18 protein-coding genes are annotated in these 18,447 nt (G+C 60.0%); 11 read left to right on the top strand and 7 right to left on the bottom strand.

Annotated features, from left to right (window positions below; translation table 11 throughout):
- Window positions 1–202 (bottom strand): dioxygenase (locus tag ACPYOJ_RS18880; RefSeq protein WP_481417622.1); only part of this gene is annotated, 202 nt, incomplete at its 3' end.
- 94 nt (window positions 203–296) lie between these two features.
- Between ACPYOJ_RS18880 and ACPYOJ_RS18875 the strand changes: the two genes are divergently transcribed.
- On the top strand, window positions 297–1,247 hold the full coding sequence (locus ACPYOJ_RS18875; RefSeq protein ID WP_481417621.1) for a LysR family transcriptional regulator: 951 nt from the start codon (window positions 297–299) through the stop codon (window positions 1,245–1,247).
- 95 nt (window positions 1,248–1,342) lie between these two features.
- Here the strand turns inward: ACPYOJ_RS18875 and ACPYOJ_RS18870 are convergent, their stop codons facing one another.
- From ACPYOJ_RS18870 to ACPYOJ_RS18860, 3 genes are read right to left on the bottom strand one after another with little or no spacing between them, the layout of a single operon-like run.
- Window positions 1,343–2,404, bottom strand: coding sequence for an aldo/keto reductase (locus ACPYOJ_RS18870; RefSeq protein ID WP_481417620.1), 1,062 nt, complete (start codon window positions 2,402–2,404; stop codon window positions 1,343–1,345).
- Window positions 2,405–2,452: 48 nt separating this feature from the next.
- A complete protein-coding gene (locus tag ACPYOJ_RS18865) occupies window positions 2,453–3,112 on the bottom strand; it encodes an aspartate/glutamate racemase family protein (protein WP_481417619.1) in 660 nt (219 codons plus the stop codon).
- Between the two features lie 44 nt (window positions 3,113–3,156).
- The gene (locus ACPYOJ_RS18860; RefSeq protein ID WP_481417618.1) at window positions 3,157–4,254 is read right to left on the bottom strand and encodes a LacI family DNA-binding transcriptional regulator; all 1,098 of its coding nucleotides are present in this window, start codon (window positions 4,252–4,254) and stop codon (window positions 3,157–3,159) included.
- Window positions 4,255–4,453: 199 nt separating this feature from the next.
- On the opposite strand from ACPYOJ_RS18860, the gene ACPYOJ_RS18855 reads away from it, so the two are divergent.
- The 6 genes from ACPYOJ_RS18855 to ACPYOJ_RS18830 all read left to right on the top strand — a co-directional run bounded on the left by ACPYOJ_RS18855 (window position 4,454) and on the right by ACPYOJ_RS18830 (window position 10,876).
- Window positions 4,454–5,479 (top strand): ABC transporter permease, encoded by a 1,026-nt coding sequence (locus ACPYOJ_RS18855; protein WP_481417617.1) that lies wholly within the window; start codon window positions 4,454–4,456, stop codon window positions 5,477–5,479.
- Window positions 5,480–5,516: 37 nt separating this feature from the next.
- Window positions 5,517–6,521, top strand: a complete 1,005-nt coding sequence (locus ACPYOJ_RS18850; protein WP_481417624.1) for a substrate-binding domain-containing protein — start codon at window positions 5,517–5,519, stop codon at window positions 6,519–6,521.
- Window positions 6,522–6,621: 100 nt separating this feature from the next.
- Window positions 6,622–8,175 carry a sugar ABC transporter ATP-binding protein gene (locus ACPYOJ_RS18845; protein WP_481417616.1) on the top strand — a complete coding sequence of 518 codons (1,554 nt, stop codon included), beginning with the start codon at window positions 6,622–6,624 and terminating at the stop codon, window positions 8,173–8,175.
- Window positions 8,172–9,206: an ABC transporter permease gene (locus ACPYOJ_RS18840; protein WP_481417615.1), complete on the top strand. Its 1,035-nt coding sequence runs from the start codon at window positions 8,172–8,174 to the stop codon at window positions 9,204–9,206. The genes ACPYOJ_RS18845 and ACPYOJ_RS18840 overlap by 4 nt, the downstream gene beginning before the upstream one ends.
- Window positions 9,207–9,228: 22 nt before the next feature.
- Window positions 9,229–10,230, top strand: a complete 1,002-nt coding sequence (locus ACPYOJ_RS18835) for a dihydroxyacetone kinase subunit DhaK (protein WP_481417614.1) — start codon at window positions 9,229–9,231, stop codon at window positions 10,228–10,230.
- A 10-nt stretch (window positions 10,231–10,240) separates the two neighbouring features.
- The gene (locus tag ACPYOJ_RS18830) at window positions 10,241–10,876 is read left to right on the top strand and encodes a dihydroxyacetone kinase family protein (protein WP_481417613.1); all 636 of its coding nucleotides are present in this window, start codon (window positions 10,241–10,243) and stop codon (window positions 10,874–10,876) included.
- A gap of 70 nt (window positions 10,877–10,946) precedes the next feature.
- Here ACPYOJ_RS18830 and ACPYOJ_RS18825 read toward each other — a convergent pair whose 3' ends face one another.
- Both ACPYOJ_RS18825 and ACPYOJ_RS18820 read right to left on the bottom strand, forming a co-directional pair.
- Window positions 10,947–11,072 carry a hypothetical protein gene (locus ACPYOJ_RS18825; RefSeq protein WP_481417612.1) on the bottom strand — a complete coding sequence of 42 codons (126 nt, stop codon included), beginning with the start codon at window positions 11,070–11,072 and terminating at the stop codon, window positions 10,947–10,949.
- Between the two features lie 26 nt (window positions 11,073–11,098).
- A complete protein-coding gene (locus ACPYOJ_RS18820; RefSeq protein WP_481417611.1) occupies window positions 11,099–11,515 on the bottom strand; it encodes an organic hydroperoxide resistance protein in 417 nt (138 codons plus the stop codon).
- Window positions 11,516–11,947: 432 nt separating this feature from the next.
- Between ACPYOJ_RS18820 and cyoA the strand changes: the two genes are divergently transcribed.
- Genes cyoA through cyoD form a run of 4 tightly spaced genes read left to right on the top strand, consistent with a single transcriptional unit; the run spans window position 11,948 to window position 15,994 of the window.
- Window positions 11,948–12,877 carry a ubiquinol oxidase subunit II gene (gene cyoA, locus ACPYOJ_RS18815; RefSeq protein WP_481417610.1) on the top strand — a complete coding sequence of 310 codons (930 nt, stop codon included), beginning with the start codon at window positions 11,948–11,950 and terminating at the stop codon, window positions 12,875–12,877.
- A gap of 2 nt (window positions 12,878–12,879) precedes the next feature.
- A complete protein-coding gene (locus ACPYOJ_RS18810) occupies window positions 12,880–14,892 on the top strand; it encodes a cbb3-type cytochrome c oxidase subunit I (RefSeq protein ID WP_481417609.1) in 2,013 nt (670 codons plus the stop codon).
- A complete protein-coding gene (locus tag ACPYOJ_RS18805; RefSeq protein WP_481417608.1) occupies window positions 14,889–15,584 on the top strand; it encodes a cytochrome c oxidase subunit 3 in 696 nt (231 codons plus the stop codon). The genes ACPYOJ_RS18810 and ACPYOJ_RS18805 overlap by 4 nt, the downstream gene beginning before the upstream one ends.
- A complete protein-coding gene (gene cyoD, locus ACPYOJ_RS18800; protein WP_481417607.1) occupies window positions 15,581–15,994 on the top strand; it encodes a cytochrome o ubiquinol oxidase subunit IV in 414 nt (137 codons plus the stop codon). The genes ACPYOJ_RS18805 and cyoD overlap by 4 nt, the downstream gene beginning before the upstream one ends.
- Window positions 15,995–16,180: 186 nt before the next feature.
- On the opposite strand, the gene ACPYOJ_RS18795 is transcribed toward cyoD, so the two are convergent.
- Window positions 16,181–18,433 carry a CDC48 family AAA ATPase gene (locus ACPYOJ_RS18795; RefSeq protein WP_481417623.1) on the bottom strand — a complete coding sequence of 751 codons (2,253 nt, stop codon included), beginning with the start codon at window positions 18,431–18,433 and terminating at the stop codon, window positions 16,181–16,183.
- Between the last annotated feature and the right edge of the window lie 14 nt (window positions 18,434–18,447).

Below are 18,447 nucleotides of genomic sequence, written 5' to 3'. Positions count from 1 at the left end.
GCCCAACATCGGTGAGGAATTCGATGACCTTGCGCCAGTCGGCCTGCGTAGGCCGCAACTCGCGGATGATCGCATGAAGATGCGCGACCGCCACCGCCAAGACTTGTGGCAGGATGTCGTCGTTCGATTGCAGAAGTCGCTGTGCGAAAATCTCAGACGAGGTAGTCTCGCTGAAATTCAGCGCCATCGGACCCGGCGTCATGCGTCTCCTCCCAAGGCATGGGTAATGGAGAAGAAGTTAGCGCAACATCGCGACGATGAGATGATTTTATTCTTGTTTAATATATCATATCGTTATGAAGATAGACGAACGCCACCTTATCCAACTCGCCGCGGTGGTTAAAACCGGCGGCGTCACCGAGGCAGCGGCGCTGCTAGGCCTCTCGCAGCCGGCCGTCTCGCGTACACTTTCCATGCTGGAAGCCAGGATCGGCGAGCCCCTCTTCATCAAGGGACGCCGTCCACTGCAGCCGACGCCGCTCGGACGGGCGCTCGCCGATCATGGACAGACGATGCTTTCGGCGTCACGCAAGGCATCGGATGTCATTGCGAGCTTTCGCGTCGGCAACAGTGGCGTCGTGCGGGTCGGCGGTACGCCCTTCTTCATGGATGCGCTGATCGCCGGCATGATCGCGGAGTTTCAAAATCTTCATCCGGACGTGCGCATCGACCAGTCCTATGGTTACTTCCCCGATCTGCGCGCAGCACTCAAGGCTGACCAAATCGACATCGCCATTTGCCCGATCGATATTCTGGACGAGGGATCGGGGCTGGAGTTCCAGCAGATCCTGCCCGGACGCAATGTCGTCGCCTGTCGCGTGACGCACCCATTGCTCCTGAAACGCCGGCTGCAGCCGGCGCATTTGCTCGAGTATCCTTGGGTAGCGCCACCACCAGGTAGTCCGCTTCTCGCGGACTTGCGCAGCATGCTGCTTTCTTTCGGCGCAACTGAAATCAAGATTCGTTATTCCGGCGGCTCACTCATGAGCGTCGTCAACTACATGAAGGCAGCGGATGCCCTGACCGTCCTGCCGCACAGCGTCGTCTTTGCACAGCGCAACGACAGATCCATCACCGCATTGCCTGTCTCCATCCCGCATCCCGAACGCGCACTCGGCCTATTGAAGCGCTCCGATGCTCCGCGGACACCCGCTCTCGATAACTTCGCACGCCATATTCGCATGGGCTTCGACAATCTGAAGCACCTTATCAAGCGGCATGAGCAGTCAGTCGTCTGGGGCGGTTAGCGTGTCAATGACGAGCCGACGCGGTTGAATGCGGGGAGATCGCTGCTCAATCGGTTGACTTCGAAAGCCTCGCTCTGCGTCGCTTCCATCATCGCCTAGACAGCGCCGAGGTCCTGATAGCTCGAATGAAGCGCCCAGTCGCCTTCGCTGAATCTGTCCTTGGCGAAGTTATGCTGGTGCCAATACGGATAAACATAGGCCGGCCTGCTGACCACGTTGAGCCTTTCGAGTTCCTCCGCAGAAAGCTTCAGATCGACCGCGGCGATATTGTCCTTGAACTGCTGTTCGGACAGCCCGCCCACCACGAGGGAAGAGACGCCTGGGCGCGTCAGCGTCCACGCAAGCGAAACCTGCGCAACGCTGACACCACGTGCCTTGGCGATATCGCCCAGCACATCGACGATTTGCCAGAGGCGCTCCTGGTCACGGATTGGCGGTTCCGTCCAGCCGGCCGCCTGGCGCGACTGTTCCGGAGCCCGGTCACGGTCGAAAGCCCCCGATAGCAGGCCTGCGGCGAGCGGGCTCCAGACCATGACACCCAATCCCTGATCGACCGATATCGGCAGCAGTTCGTATTCGGCTTCCCGCGCTTCCAAAGTGTAATGGATCTGCTGCGTCACGAAACGCGGAAGGTTCCTGGCATCCGCGACGGCCAGTGTTTTCATGATGTGCCAGCCGGAATAATTCGAGCATCCGATGTAACGGATCTTGCCTTGTCTCATCAGGATGTCGAGCGCCGAGAGCATTTCCTCCAGCGGCGTCAAACCGTCCCATTCGTGCATGAAGTAGATGTCGATATGATCCGTGCGGAGCCTCCTGAGGCTTCGCTCACATTCACGGATCAGATGATAGCGTGACACGCCTTCGTCATTTGGCCCGTCTCCGATACGCATGCGCGCCTTTGAAGAGATCAAGACCTGATCGTGCTTGCCTTCCAGCGCCTCTCCGAGAATCTCCTCCGAGCGCCCGAGCGAATACATATTGGCCGTGTCGAAGACATTGACGCCGCCGTCGATGCAGCAATCGATCAGCCGCCGCGCATCCTTGGCATCCTGGTTCGCAACCATCGCGAAAGGGCCGACGCCTCCGAAAGAAAATGTACCCATCGTAATGGCGGAAATCTTCAGGCCGGAACGGCCAAGGGTCCTGTATTCCATTGCGTAACTCCTGGATGAAAATGCTGAGTGAAATTTCCGGATCTGGTCTCAAAGCGCGGCGAGCAGGCCGGCGACATGGGCCATGCCCAGTTGCGGACTTGTCAAAACGGGAACATCCGGCGCCTCGTTGGCGGATGAAAGCGCCTGTGCCATCGAAGCCTGCGCCAGGACGACGAGTTCGACGGATACGGCAAGATCGCGATAGCCGTCGATGACAAGGCGATCGTGCCCTGCCCGATCACCCATCGCGAGCCGCTCAAATGCGCCTTCACACAGGCGGGACCTGATTTCGCAGTCTTTTCCTGCGGTCGCGGCCGTCTCTTCCAGGAGCGCCCTTGTCGGCTCCAGCGTCGTTGGCAACGTCGCAAGGACGCCGATCCGTTTTGCCTGACGGACAGCCTCGATCGCCATGCCTCGATCGATACGAAAGAGCGGAACTGACGATAGCGGTCGGATCAGGTCGACTGCACCGCCGAGCGAGGAACAGGTGACAACGATGGCATCCGCGCCGCCCTCCGTTGCCAGGAATATATACTGGCTGAGCCTTCGCATGGTCTTTACCGAAAGCGCGCCGTCCCGGATCGTGTTTTTCAGAAGGCTTTCATCGGCGATGTTGAAACTCGACCAGTCGGGCAGGACGGCTGCAGCAAGCGGGCGAAAAGTGGCTGCGAGATCGGGTACGGTATGGATGAAGGCAAGGGATGGCATTTAAAGCTCCTCCATTCGGATGCCAGCCAAAGACTTTGCGCCGGCTAGTTCGCCGACTGTTTTTTGCGCGTGCCCGACCTCTGGCTCCCCTGCCGGCGCTCCGCCTGCGGTTCAGAGCGGGAATCACTTGACCGGACAACGAGTTCGGCGCCGACAAGGACCTTGACCGGCGGCTGTGGATCGGCCGCATTGATCAGATCGTCAAGCACAGTTACTGCGAGATACCCGATCTTGCGCTTGGAGACCTCGATGGTGGTCAGCGGCGGCTCGATCGTCGCACTTTGAGGCAGGTTGTCGAAACCGATGATCGAAACCTCGTCGGGAACGCGAATACCGAACTCTTTCAATGCCTTGATAAAGCCGTAAGCAATGATGTCGTTCGTGCAAAAATAGCATTCAGCCAGGTCGATCCCGGTTTCCAGCAGCGCGCGCGTGTCGGTGTAGGCGCCCTCATGAGTCGACTCGATCGAGATGACGTCGCTTTCCCTGACCTTAAGTCCAAGCCGCGCCATGTTCTTGAAGAAGGCATCCCGGCGAAGCCGGAAATTGGTCGTGTCGACATGGCTGGCGACGAAGCCGATCCGGTTGAACCCGTTTGCCTGAAAACGCGACAAGACCTTGTAGACCGCGTCTTCGTTGTTCATGTCGACGAAATTGGCATCCACGATGTCGTAGAACGTATCGATGAAGACGGTGGGAAACCCCAGGCCCTGTATGAGGCGGATGTCGGCTTCGGAAAGTTCCGTCCCGAGTGCGATCACGCCGTTGATCGGCGCCCCGGCCAGGGATTCGGCCACGGTGCTGATAGGCTGCCCCTCGAAGCTGACGACCTCCAGCGTGTAGTTCCGCCGGGTCGCTTCCGCCGACATCCCGTCTATGTAATCCGAGATGAAGACGCTGTGATCGCGGTTTACCGTGTGACCGTGCTTGGAGATTTTCAAAAATCGAAGCGTGTCGGTCGGCTCGCTTCCGCCTTTGGCACTGCGCGGCACATAGTTGAGGCTGGCCACGGCTTCCAAGACGCGCGCGCGCGTAACTCCTGAGATATCGCCCTTGCCATTCAGCACCAGAGATACCGTGGCGGGAGAAACGCCCGCTACGGTCGCGATGTCGCGGATCGTCAGGGTCTTTTTCACGTTCATGCTGCTCTTAAAAAATACGAAAAATGCAATATCGGGCGGCTCTTGTTTAGTAAACAGATGTCGCTGCTTGCGCCCAGCGTTACGGTAAAATCGCGTGCCTTGCAATCCAAATCCGCCAAAACCCCCTTGCTAAGCGGTTTTTCCTTTGCTAACTCTTTTAGTAAAGCATAGCTAAGTTTACTAAACATGGGAGGAGACCATGCGCAGAACTGGCGGACAGCTGGTCATGCTCGTTGCCATCAATTGCCTGTTGCTCGTTCTGGGCGCGGCAATATCCGATGGGTCGTTCCTTTCGCTTTTTAATCTGCAGTCGATGGCAAGCCAGGTGCCTGAAATCGGACTGCTTGCCATTGGTGTGATGTTGGCGATGTGCGCCGGCAATGGCGGCATCGATCTCTCGGGTATCGCGCTTGCCAATATGTCGGGCGTGCTGTCGGCCGTCATCGTCGGGTCATTCCTGTCAAGCAGCGAAAGCCAGCTGATGTTCAGCCTCGCCTTCATGCTCGTCGCACTCGCAGCCGGTTTTGCCGGCGGAGTGATCAATGGCCTGCTGATTTCGCGTTTGAACATCACGCCGATCCTGTGCACGCTCGGCACCCAGATGGCTTTCACCGGGCTCGCGGTCGTCATCTCCGGCGGAAAGGCCGTGACCGTCGGAAGTCCCGACCTTTTGTCGCGCATCGGCAACGACATGTTTGCCGGCGTGCCGATCAGCTTTCTCATCTTTGCAGGCGTTGCCGCCCTGATCGCCGCAGCCCTGAAATTCACGCCCTACGGCCTGTGGCTGATGCTGATGGGCACCAATCCCAAAGCCGCCGTTTATGCCGGCTTCCCCCGCAACGCGGTGCTTGTCGCGACCTATGCCATGAGCGGCACGCTATCCGGGCTGGCGGGCATCATCATTGCTGCGCGCAATGTCAACGTGAAGTTCGACTACGGCAGCTCATATCTGCTGATCGCGATCCTGATTGCGGTCATGGCGGGCGTGAAGCCGGAGGGCGGCTATGGCCGTGTGATCTGCGTCGTGCTCAGCGCCATTGCCCTGCAGCTGATGTCCAGCCTCCTGAACTTCGGCGGACTTTCCAACTTCGTGCGCGATTTCGCCTGGGGCCTGCTGCTTCTGGCATTTCTTGCCATCGGTCGCCATGACCTGGTCGGCTTCCTGTTCCGCGGCAATCGCCAGCGGGTTGGTTCGGGTGCCAATCCCTCGAGCACCAGAACGTAAAATCTGAGGGAGTTCTAGCGTGGAGGAAATCATGAACATGAAATCGAAGCGGCGCTTGGCCGGATCCGTGTTCGCAGCGGCTCTTCTGGCCGGATCTGCGGGCACTCTGGTGGCGCAGGAAAAGCCGGTTATCGCAACCGTCGTCAAGATCAGCGGCATTCCGTGGTTCGACCGCATGAACACCGGCGTCGACGCGTTCGCCAAAGCCAACCCGGATGTCGTCGCGAGCCAAAGCGGCCCGGCAACCGCCGATTCCGCCCAGCAGTTGCAGATCATCCAGGACCTGATCGCCAAAGGCGTGAACGCGCTTGCCGTCGTGCCGATGGACCCGGCCGTTCTGGAGGGAACCCTCAAGCGCGCGATGGATCGCGGTGTCGTGGTCGTCACCCATGAGGCCGACAACCAGATGAACACCAACGCTGACGTCGAGGCCTTCGACAATGCCGATTATGGCAAGGCGCTTAACGCGCGTCTCGCCGAGTGCATGGGCAAGAAGGGCAAATGGACCACCTTCGTCGGTTCGCTCGGCAGCCGCACCCATATGCAATGGGTCGGCGCGGGTGAGGAAAACGCCAAGCAATATCCGGACATGGAGCTTGTCGATCCGAACAATGAGTCCTTCGACGATGCGAACGGCACTTACGAGAAGGCCAAGGAGATCCTGCGCAAGCACCCCGACATCAAGGGCTTCCAGACTTCCGCCGGCAACGACGTTCTCGGCGTCGGCCGGGCAATCGACGAGGCCGGCCTGACGGGCAAGGTGTGCCTTGTCGGCACGGGCCTGCCCAATCCCTCCGCCGATCTCCTCGAATCCGGCGCGATCACGGCGATCGGCTTCTGGGACCCGCAGAAGGCCGGCATGGCGATGAATGCCGTCGCCAAGCTGCTGCTGGCCAAGAAGGAAGTGACGGACGGCATGGACCTCGGCGTCGAGGGCTACAGCAAGGTGACGGTGAAGAAGGGGCCTGGGGCAGGCCTGCTCGTCATCGGCAATGGCATGGTTCTGGCCGATAAGGCCACCTATAAAGACCACCTCTTCTAATGGCACTCCCAAGCCAGCCGGGGATCTCGTTCACGAGGTCCCCGGTCGTCATGCATTGCCGCATCAATTGCGGCAGGAATTTCTGACAGAGGATTTCCACGTGTCGGCAAACCCGAACAGCGAACCGCGCTCGAGCCGCTTCCTGGAGCTGCGCAACATCCAGAAATGGTTCGGCGGCGTGCATGCCCTCCGCGGCATCAACCTCACGCTGGAACTCGGCCAGGCCTATCATCTTCTCGGTGAGAACGGCTGCGGCAAGAGCACGGTCATCAAGATCATGTCCGGCGCAATCGAGCCCAGCAGTGGCGAGATCGTGCTCGACGGCCAGACCTTCTCCTCGCTGACGCCGATTCAGTCGTTGAGTGCGGGCATCGAGACCGTCTATCAGGACCTGTCCCTGCTCCCCAACTTGACAGTGGCGGAGAATGTAGCCCTCAACGAGCAGCTCGTCCGAGCAAACGGCAGGCTTGCCAGGCTCTTCGACCGGACACGCTTGCGGCAGACGGCAGAGAAGGCGCTTGCAACTGTCGGGCTGCCGACCGATCGCGCATTTCTGAATACCATCGTCGCCGAGCTGCCGTTGGCAGCGCGCCAGCTGGTTGCCATCTCACGCGCAATAGCGACCCAGGCCAAACTGGTCATTATGGATGAACCGACGACCTCCCTGACAAGGCGAGAGGTCGACAATCTGATCCGCGTGGTCGACCGGCTGCGCTCCGAGAACGTGGCGGTGCTTTTCGTCACGCACAAGCTCGACGAATGCTACCGTATCGGCGGCCATGCCGTCGTCTTTCGCGATGGGCAATGCGTCGCTCAAGGTCCGATCGAGACCTATACCAAGACCCAGCTTTCCGAACTGATGACCGGGCGGCTCATCGACGCCGAGCGCTACCGCGCCGGTAAGCCTGGTGCTTCCGAGCTCTTCAAGACAAACGCGCTCCGCTCCACAGGCTTTGAAGACATCGATTTTACCCTCCGCAAGGGCGAGATCCTGGGCATTACCGGACTTGCCGATTCCGGCCGAAATGAGCTGGCTCTGGCGATCACCGGTGTCGCACCGGCGACGTCCGGTTCGCTGACGCTCGAGGGCAAAAGGGTTTCCATTCGTCGCCCAAGTGACGCCATTGCCCACGGCATCGGCTACGTTCCGGAAGATCGGCTGGCGGAAGGACTGTTTCTCGACAAGTCAATTTTCGAGAACGAAATCGCTCTGATCGTCACCAAGCTCAGCAACGGGTTGGGTGTCGTCGACAAGAGCGAGGGCCGCTCCATCGCAGCGCGGCTTTCGGAGGAAATGCGGCTCAATACCGAGGATCTCGATCTGCCGGTCGGAGCGCTTTCCGGTGGCAACCAGCAGCGCGTTCTGATCGGCAGGTGGCTCACCATCGCCCCGAAGCTGCTCGTGCTGCATGGACCGACCGTTGGTGTCGACGTCGGATCGAAGGACACGATTTATCGTGCCATCCAGTCTCTGGCGGAGGCCGGCATGGGTCTTATCATCGTCAGCGACGACCTGCCCGAACTCCTGCAGAACTGCGACCGTATCCTGGTGATGAACAGCGGACGCATCGTGGCGGAGTTCGGCGGCGAAGAGGCAAAAGAAGATCAGCTCTACAAAGCCATGCTGACTTCCAAGACGGAGGATGCCCAATGACAGCGTCACAGGTCGAGGAGCTTAAGGAAGGTTCCGCCACCAGCCGTTCCTTCAGCCTTGGAGAGCTCATCCGTAAGCGTCCGGAATCGATTACCTTCTTTCTGCTGGTGGCAATCTGCCTCATCGTTGCCGTGATCAACCCCGACTTCCTGCAGCCATCGACCTTGGTCGATATCGGTCGTGCCAGCGTGGTCATGGGGCTGTTTGCGCTCGGTGTATTCATCATTCTGGCCGCCGGTGGCATCGATGTTTCGTTTACCGCCATCGCCGCTTCCACCATGTATTCCATGACCGTGCTGGTCCTGAACCATTTCCCGGGCATGCCGATCGTTGCGATCCTGTTGATCGCGACGGCGGGCGGAGCAGTGCTCGGCATCGTCAACGGCCTGCTCGTCCATCATCTCAACGTGCCGTCTTTGATCGTCACCATCGGCACGCAATATCTGTTCCGAGGCTTTCTCCTGTCCTTCATCGGCACGGTCTGGATCATGTCGCTGCCACCGCAGATGGGCGCCTTCGGCCGCATGCCGCTCTTTCAGTTAGAGGCGGCCAACGGGGCGCTGATCACGCTGCCGGTCTACTTTCTGATCCTGCCTGTGGCGGCCGTCATTACCTGGTGGATCTTGAACCGAACCCTGATGGGCCGCGCAATCTTTGCGATGGGCGGCAATGCCAATATCGCAAGCCGTCTGGGCTACAACCTCAAAACCGTTCACATCTTCCTGTTCGGTTATGCCGGCGCGCTAGCCGGGCTCGCAGGCATCATCCATGTCTGCGCCAACCGCCAGGCAAATCCTTTCGATCTGGTCGGCACCGAAATCAACGTCATCGCCGCCGTCGTGCTTGGCGGGGCGCGCATTACCGGTGGCACCGGCACAGTGCTAGGCACCGTCCTTGGCGTTCTACTGGTCGTGGTCATCAACAGTGTACTCGTCATGGTCGGCATCCCAAGTACCTGGCAGCGGCTGGTGGTCGGAAGCTTCATCCTTCTGGCCGCGGCGTTCTTCGTGACCCGCCAGCGCAAACGATAAAATCCCAATCAAAGAGGAATCCATGAAGAAGTTTCTGAACGATCCGGTCAATTTCGTCGATGAAATGCTCGAGGGTATCTACAAGGCTCATCCCGACGTCACCTACGTCGCGGATGACAAGCGCTGCCTCGTGACCGCCAAGCCGAAGGCCGGCAAGGTCGGCATCGCCACGGGCGGCGGCTCCGGCCATCTGCCGCTGTTCCTCGGTTATGTCGGCGACGGCATGCTGGACGGAGCAGCCGTTGGTGGCGTCTTTCAGTCGCCGAGTGCCGAGCAGATGCTGCAGGTTACCAAGTCCATCGACCAAGGCGCCGGCGTTCTATACATCTACGGCAACTACACCGGCGACATCATAAACTTCGACATGGCCGCCGAACTCGCCGATCTCGACGGCATCCAGGTCAAACAGGTGGTGGGCAACGATGACGTCGCCTCCTCCGTGGTCGGCGAGGAGCACAAGCGCCGCGGCGTCGCCGGCATTTTCTTCGTCTACAAGGCCGCCGGCGCCGCTGCCGCAAAAGGCCTTTCGCTGGAGGAAGTAACCCGCATCGCCGATAAGGTGAGACTGCGCACCCGCACGATGGGGGTCGCCCTTTCCAGCTGCGTCGTGCCGGAGATCGGACATGCGACGTTTTCGATCGGCGATGACGAGATGGAAATCGGAATGGGCATTCACGGCGAGCCCGGCATCAGCCGCAAGAAGCTCGCTACCGCCGACGACGTGATCGATGAGATGATGGAACGCATTTTCGCCGAGCAGGACTACCAGCGCGGCGACGAGGTCGCGGTTCTGGTGAATGGCCTCGGCGGCACGCCGATGGAAGAGCTCTACATTCTGTACCGGCGCGTCTCCCAGCTTCTTGAGGAGCGCGGCGTGAAGGCCAAGCATGTCTGGGTCGGCGAGTTCGCAACCTCGATGGAAATGGCCGGCGCATCGATCTCCGTCCTGCATCTCGACGCCGAGCTGGATCCATTGATCGGCGCACCGGCCAACACTCCGTTCTTTAAGCACCATTCAGCCTGAGGACATGATAATGGACGCGATCAAAGCATCCGATCTGATCACGCTTTTCGAAGCGTGGAAGACGCTCTTTGCCGAACAGCGCGACTTTCTGATTTCCCTGGACGGCAAGGTCGGCGACAGCGATCTCGGCATCACGATGAGCAAGTCCTTTGCCGCAGCGGCCGAGACCGTCGCAGCCGAAGGCGAAGCAGCGGGCATCGCCAAGCTTCTTCGCAGCGCCGGAGCCATCATGGCAAGGACTGCACCATCGACCATGGGCACGCTCACCGCCACGGGTTTTCTGCGCGCCGGCAAAGCGTTGGAAGGGGCAGAGAGCCTTGGCACGGTTGAGATCGCGGCGTTCTGGCGCGCCTTTCGCGATGGCGTAGCCGAACGCGGCAAGGCCAAGGTCGGCGATAAGACGCTTCTTGACGTCCTCGATCCGATCGCATCGACTCTGGAAGCGGCCGCGGCCGCGGGCAAGCCGCTCAAGGAGAGTCTTGCTTCCGCGACCGCTGCGGCCGAAGCGGCTCTTGAGGGCACCAAGGCGATGGTAGCGCAGCACGGCAAGGCTGCGGCATTCCAGGAAAAGACCGTCGGCCTTCAGGATGCTGGCGCGACGGTCGGTTATCTCATCATCGAACGCATGTCCCGCTTCGTGGCGTGAGATCGCATGTGACAGATCGCCGGGCTGCTCGGGATCGCCGAGCGGCCCGGCCCACTTGCTTAATCGTATCTTAGCGGTTCGCGGCCACCGCGGTGAGCAGACCTGTCAGAGGCGACGGCTCCCGGGAAGATAGGTCATAGACGCAGGGCGCCGCAAAAACCGCCGCGACCAAAGCACAGATCATCATCCGTTTCATCTTACCCCCTCCTGGATCGGCAAACATCAGACAAACGCGAACTCGACGTGAATATTGCCGCGCGTCGCCTTCGAATAGGGGCAGGTCTGGTGCGCTTCGTCGACGATCGCACGGGCAACCTCGGGTTCGATGCCCGGCAGGCTGATGTTCAGCCGCGCCTGAAGGAAGTAGGCATCGTCGGTCGTTCCAAGATCGACTTCCGCGTCCACGGCCGTATCCGGCGGCAGTCTGAATTGGCGTCGGCCAGCGGCTTTTGTCATCGCACCGATGAAGCAGGCCGACCAGCCGGCGGCGAAGAGCTGCTCCGGATTGGTGCCGGGCTTTCCACTGCCGGGAGGCGAGAGCTTGACGTCGAGCTGCGCATCGTCGCTGCGCGCGAACCCGTCGCGTCCGCCGGTCGTCCGGGTCTTGCCAGTATAGAGAACTTTCTCGATCCTCGTCATGAAACACTCCTTTGTTTCGCCGCCACCTGGCGGCATCTGCTGACGGGAGTGATTTGCCGGACCGGCGTATCCGGCATGTTTCCGGAAGTGCCGAAAATGTATCAAAACGTAGCGCCTGCCGAGACGGATAGTTTTTGCCTGCAACGCGCAGACCACCGGACCGGCGCACTCGCGATTGCAGGCGCAGAAGTTCATGCCTACGCGGTCCAGGTCGCAAAGGCTCGCCGCCAGGCGAGCCTTTGCCGCTCTTACTCTGCGTCCTCGCAACACGGCCTTTCCCCGCCAATCGCGGACTTAAGCGGGGATCTTGGCCTAGGCGAACACTTCTCAGCTGGATTTGGCTATTTCGAAGGATCGCCGCGGGGTGTATAGCTGACCATGGGAACCCCTTCCGGTTTAGGGAATTGGGCGCCCGAAAAAGGGAGGCTTCGAATGACCCCCTCGAGACCCCTGAGAGTCACGCGTACTCACGCCAGCCGCGCCTACATCCTGGGCCTCATTGGCCTTGGACTTTCTTCCTGTTCGCCCGCCGTCTTGAATTCAGTCGGTCCCGTGGGCGCGGGTAATGCAACGATTCTGATAGATGCTACGGTGATCATGCTGGCCATCGTCGTTCCGACGATCCTCCTCGCCTTCTGGATGGCCTGGCGCTATCGGGCCTCGAACCCGGATGCCGAATACCTCCCGTACTGGTCCTACTCCGGCCGCATCGAGGCCGTTGTCTGGTCCATCCCGATCCTCACAATCATGTTCATCAGCGGCCTGATATGGATCGGTTCCTACAAGCTCGACCCGTTCAGGCCCTTGCCGTCGGAGGCCCCCCCGCTGGAGGTGCAGGTCGTGTCGCTCGACTGGAAATGGCTGTTCATCTACCCGCAACATGGGATCGCCACGGTCAACCAGTTGGTGGTGCCGACGGGCACGCCGGTCCGTTTCTCGATCACGTCCGCCAGTGTCTTCAACGTCTTCTTCGTACCGCGCCTGGGATCGATGATCTACGCCATGCCCGGCATGGTCTCGCAGTTGAACCTGCAGGCAGACAGCTCGGAGACGCTCCTGGGAATTTCGGCGCAGTTCTCCGGCGACGGCTTTTCTGACATGCAGTTCGAAGTGCGAAGCCTGCCGGCTGCCGAGTTCATGCCTTGGGTCGACGGCGTCAGGAACACGGGCCCGGTGCTGGACCAGGCCGCCTATGGCGAGTTGCTGCAGCAGAGCCAGCGCGTGCCGCCGTCCACCTACCGCGCTACGGATCCGCACCTGTTCGACGCCGTGGCGAGCCAGAAGATCCCGCCAGGCCCGGGACCACAGCCTGAGGCTCCGGAGCATGCCGGACGCGAAGTCTCCACCGGTGGAAAGGATTGATCATGTTCGGAAAGCTCAGCCTTTCAGCAATCCCATTTTCGCAACCGATCCCGTTGATCACGTCCGCCGTCATAATTCTCATCGGGCTTGGTGTGTTGGTCCTAATCACCATAAGAGGCTGGTGGCCGTACCTGTGGCGCGAGTGGATCACGAGCGTCGACCACAAGCGGATCGGCGTTATGTATTGCCTGCTTGGTGTCGTGATGTTGATCCGCGGCTTCGCCGACGCCATCATGATGCGAACGCAGCAGGCCGTGGCGATCGACGCTCCAGGCTATCTGCCCCCTGAGCACTACAACCAGATCTTCACCGCGCATGGCACGATCATGGTCCTGTTCGCGGCGATGCCGCTTGTACTCGGTTTCATGAACTTCCTGGTTCCGCTGCAACTTGGCGTCCGCGACGTGGCCTTCCCGACCTTTAACTCGGTCGGCTTCTGGTTGACCGCTAGCGGCGCCCTGCTCGTCAACGTCTCGCTTTTGGTCGGCGAGTTCGCCCGCACGGGCTGGCTGCCCTACCCGCCCCTCAGTGAGACCACGTATTCGCCGGGCGTTGGCGTCGATTACTATCTCTGGGCGGTCCAAATTTCAGGGATCGGCACCCTGATCACCGGGATCAACATCGTCACCACCGTGCTGAAGATGCGCTGCCGCGGCATGAGCTACCTGCGGATGCCAGTCTTCTGCTGGACGGCGCTCGCGTCGTGTCTGCTGATCGTCGCCACCTTCCCGATCCTGACCGCTACGCTTGCCATGCTCACTCTCGATCGCTACGTCGGCTGGCACTACTTCACGAACACCGCTGGCGGAAACCCAATGATGTTCGTGAACCTGATCTGGGCGTGGGGCCATCCGGAAGTATACATCCTCGTTCTACCGGCCTTCGGCATTTTCTCCGAGGTCTTCTCGACATTCTCGGGCAAGCCGTTGTTCGGCTACCGGTCCATGGTCGCGGCCACCTTGTTCATCTGCATCGTCTCCATGATGGTGTGGCTGCATCATTTCTTCACCATGGGCGCGGGCGCGGCGGTCAACACGTTCTTTGGCATCTCCTCGAGCATCATTGCCGTTGGGACCGGCGTAAAGATCTACAACTGGATCTTCACGATGTATGGCGGTCGAGTGCGCTTCGAGACCTCAATGCTGTGGTCCATGGGCTTCATCTTCACCTTTATCATTGGTGGTTTGACCGGTGTGCTGCTTGCCATCCCACCTGCCGATTTCATGACCCACAACTCGATGTTCCTGGTGGCGCACTTTCACAACGTCATCATAGGCGGTGTCGTGTTCGGCATCTTTGCAGGCGTGGAATTCTGGTTTCCCAAAGCCTTCGGGTTTCGATTGCACGCAGGCTGGGGCAAGGCCGGCTTCTGGCTCGCGTTCATCGGCTTCTGGGTGACGTTCACGCCCCTCTACGTGCTGGGCCTCGACGGCATGACGCGGCGCCTGCAACACATCAACATCGCCGAGTGGGGGCCATGGCTTTACGTCTCCGTGCTCGGTATCGCAATCCTCATCCTCGGCGTGATCTCGCAGATCGTGCAACTCGTCGTCAGCATCCGTGACCGTGACAAGCTGCGCGACGTGACCGGCGATCCTTGGGATGGACGCTCCCTCGAATGGGCCACCCCGTCGCCACCGCCCTTCTTTAACTTCGCCGTGATGCCGAATGTCGAAGGAGAGGAGGCCTATTGGGGAATAAAATTGCGCGCCGTGGAAACACAGCAACTGTCCCCGGAGCCGAACTATGTGCCGATCGAAATGCCGGTGAACAGCCCAGTAGGAATCTATACGGCATTCTTCTCCACAGTCTTCGGCTTTGCAATGATCTGGTACATCTGGTGGCTCGCCATCGTCGCTCTGGTGGCGGCCTTCGTGGGCTTCGTCGTCTTTTCCTGGCGTGACGTCCACGAGTTCGAGGTGCCGGCCGACGAGGTGGCGCGGGTGGACCGTGCCCGACGTGCGGCGCGCGAAGCTCTTCTCCATCGCCTGTCCCAGCAAGGGGCTCTGCCATGACCGACACCGGACTGCCCGCCAGCGTCGAGGCCATTCGCCGCGTTCGTGAAGATCCGCACAGGCTGGGCCATCGCGCCCACGGCCCAGCAGAATCCCTGGAAGGCACTGGACGGGGATCGACAGGCCCGGCCGGGAAAAGGATCCTCGTGGGCTACGGCTTCTGGATATACCTGCTGAGCGACATCGTCATCTTCTCCTGTTTCTTCGCGGCGTTTGCAGTTCAACGAGGAGCCACGGCGGGCGGCCCCACGATCGCGGAAATCGTCGACGTCCGCCGGGTGGCCTTCCAGACCGCGGCGCTGCTGCTCTCCAGCTATGCCTGCATGCTGTCCTTCGCGGCGACCAACGCGAGAAGCCGCCTCTGGACGCAGGTATTCCTCCTGATCACCGGCCTGCTGGGACTCGTATTCGTCCTGCTCGAACTGCAGGAGTTCATCGAACTGGCCAACCGGGGCATCACGCCGCAACGCAGCGGCATGCTGACGTCCTTTTTCGGCCTCGTCGGTCTGCACGGGCTGCATGTCACTGCCGGCGGGGTGTGGCTTGCGACCATGATGGCGCAGGTTCAGATTAAGGGCTTCCGGCGCGAGATCATCCACCGTCTGATCTGCTTCAATCTTTTCTGGCATGCGCTTGATATCGTCTGGATCGGCATCTTCACGATCGTCTACCTTATGGGGAGCGGCACATGAGCAATCTCGAATCCGACCCGCCTCTTCGCGCCGGCGCATCGAACGATCGGGAAGACCATTCGCCGGGAGACGAGCCTCCGGAGGACAGCGGCCATTGGGTGCTTAACGCGAACCTGGGGCTCGGCTTCTCCATCCTGCTTACCGCTGCGGCCTTTCTTCTGGCTGGCTCGAATATCATCTACACCCCGTCAATTCCTGTCGCTCTCATCGTGCTCGCCATCGCCCAGATGGGCGTCCATCTGGTGTTCTTCCTCCACATCACCACGGGCCCTGACAACACCAACAATGTCCTGGCGCTGGCGTTTGGAATCCTGGTGGTCTTCCTGATCGTGGTGGGATCGATCTGGATCATGGCCAACCTCAACCAGAATCTGATGCCGATGGATCATATGCTGCAAATGCAGCCGTAGGCATTGCGGGCAACCGGGGCCTTTGCAATGGTTCAACTGAATGGTGCCAGCTTGCCAACACTGGCAGCGGGGCATGGCGTTAAGACGCCAAGTTTAAAATTCAGTCTCGCCACTATGATGTCGCGAGACTGAATTTCCGGCCGATCAAGTAAAACGGCCAGAACTCATCGCTGGTTCAACAGCCAGTCACCTGGCAGTCTGACGGAGCGATGTGAACCCGTACCGCTTCGGCTGAGGGTTTTCCTGGCGCAGCGTCCGCAACATATCCTCGTACTCGCGTTCGACTTCCGGCGTTACGGACGGCCGGACTTCTTGAAGCGCCTTTGAGAAGTGCTCGTTGGTTACCTGCGACACATCCATTGATTCACGCAAGGCGATCAGCCCCGCGCGGCGCGTAAGGTCTTCAAGATCCGCACCGGTGAACCGCTCTGTTTTCTCCGCAAGATCATCGAGCTGAACGTCGTCGGCAAGCGGCATTTTCTTGGTATGGATGCCCAGAATTTTCCGCCGCGCCTTTGTGTCAGGAACAGGAACGTAGACCAGTTCGTCGAAGCGGCCAGGGCGCAAGAGTGCCGGATCGAGAAGGTTCGGACGGTTCGTCGCCGCCATAACCACGACACCCTGCATATCCTCCAAACCATCCATCTCAGCGAGCAGCGTATTGACGACGCGTTCGGTCACCGCTGGCTCACCGAGGCCACCGCCTCTGACCGGAGCCAGAGAGTCGATCTCGTCGATGAAAATGACCGTGGGAGCGACCTGTCTTGCTCGCTCGAACAATCTTGATACCTGCTGCTCAGACTCGCCATACCACTTCGAGAGAAGATCGGACGATTTAGTCGCCACAAAGTTAGCCTCTGCCTCGCGCGCGACCGCCTTGGCGAGAAGCGTTTTGCCCGTACCTGGAGGCCCGAAAAGCAGGAAGCCCTTGGCAGGCCGGATACCCAGCCGCTTGAACGATTGAGGAGAACGCAAGGGTAGCTCTACGCCCTCCTTGAGCTTGACCTGGGCCTCGTCGAGACCGCCAACGTCTTCCCAGCGAACATTGGGGGCTTGGATCATAATTTCACGCAGTGCCGACGGCTGTATTCTCTTCATTGCGGAAAGAAAGTCGTCCTGTCCGACCGCCAGGTTTTCAAGAACTTCGGAGGGGATTCCGTCTCGGAGATTGATGTTCGGCAGGACGCGCCGAAGAGCATCCATGGCCGCCTCTCGAACAAGCGCGCCAAGGTCTGCACCCACGAAGCCGTATGTCGTGCGCGCTATCTCATCGAGATCGGTGCCTTCTGCAAGCGGCATGCCTCTCGTATGAATGCCCAGCACTTCGCGGCGTCCGTTTTGGTCCGGAACACCAATGACGATTTCCCTGTCAAAGCGACCAGGACGGCGCAGTGCCTCATCGATCGCATCGCGCCGGTTGGTCGCTCCAATCACAACGATGTTCTGGCGCGGCTCCAGCCCATCCATCAGCGTCAACAGCTGGGCAACAATCCGTCGTTCGACCTCACCGGTGACTTGCTCGCGCTTGGGCGCAATGGAGTCGATCTCGTCTATGAAGATAATCGAAGGGGCATTTTGGGACGCTTCCTGGAAGACCTGCCGCAACCGTTCCTCCGACTCGCCATATCGGCTGCCCATGATTTCCGGTCCCGCGATGTGATAGAAGTTCGCCTCCGTTTCGTTAGCCACCGCTCTTGCCAGCAATGTCTTGCCAGTACCGGGCGGACCGTAAAGTAAAACGCCTTTGGGCGGATCGATGCCCAGACGCTGAAAAAGCTCCGGATGCCGAAGCGGCAGTTCCACCATCTCGCGCACCTGAGCCACCGAGGAGCCCAGGCCGCCGATGTCATCGTACGTCACATCCGCACGCCTGGCCTCCTTCGGTTCTTCGAACTGAGGACGAAGCTCTACGACCGTTCCCTCGTTCATCTGAACTATGCCGCGCGGCTGCGTGGACACGACGACAAGTCTGATCTCCTGAAGCCCGTAGGCAGGAAGATCGATGAGGCCACGAAGGATTTCGTCCGAACCTCGGTCCCTTCCGCCGATCCGCTGTTGCACAGAGGTCGACACGACATCGCCAGCCACCATCGGCCGACGAAGGAATGTTCTTTGAAGAGCCTCACCCGATCCCTGCAGCCGCAGATTCTTCTGTGCGGGTGCGAGCACCACCTTTGTGGCGGGCCGAGCTTCGGCTTTTCGAACTTCAATATGATCGCCGCTAGTCGCACCAGCATTCACTCGCTGGAGCCCGTCCAGTCGAACGATGTTCAATCCCTCGTCTTCGGGATATGGCCGCATTGCAATGGCGGCCGTGTGCCGCTTTCCGACCAGTTCTACAAGATCCCCTTCTTTGACGCCGATCTTACTCATCACCGCCGACGTCAGTCTCGCGACGCTGGCCCCAGCGTCTTGGGGCCGCATGTTTGCGACCTGCATTTGGATGCTCGATT

The organism is Rhizobium sp. SVR5-9E (assembly GCF_056755095.1).
The sequence above is the reverse complement of the archived record's forward strand: the minus strand, read 5'-3'. Positions and strand labels throughout refer to the sequence as shown.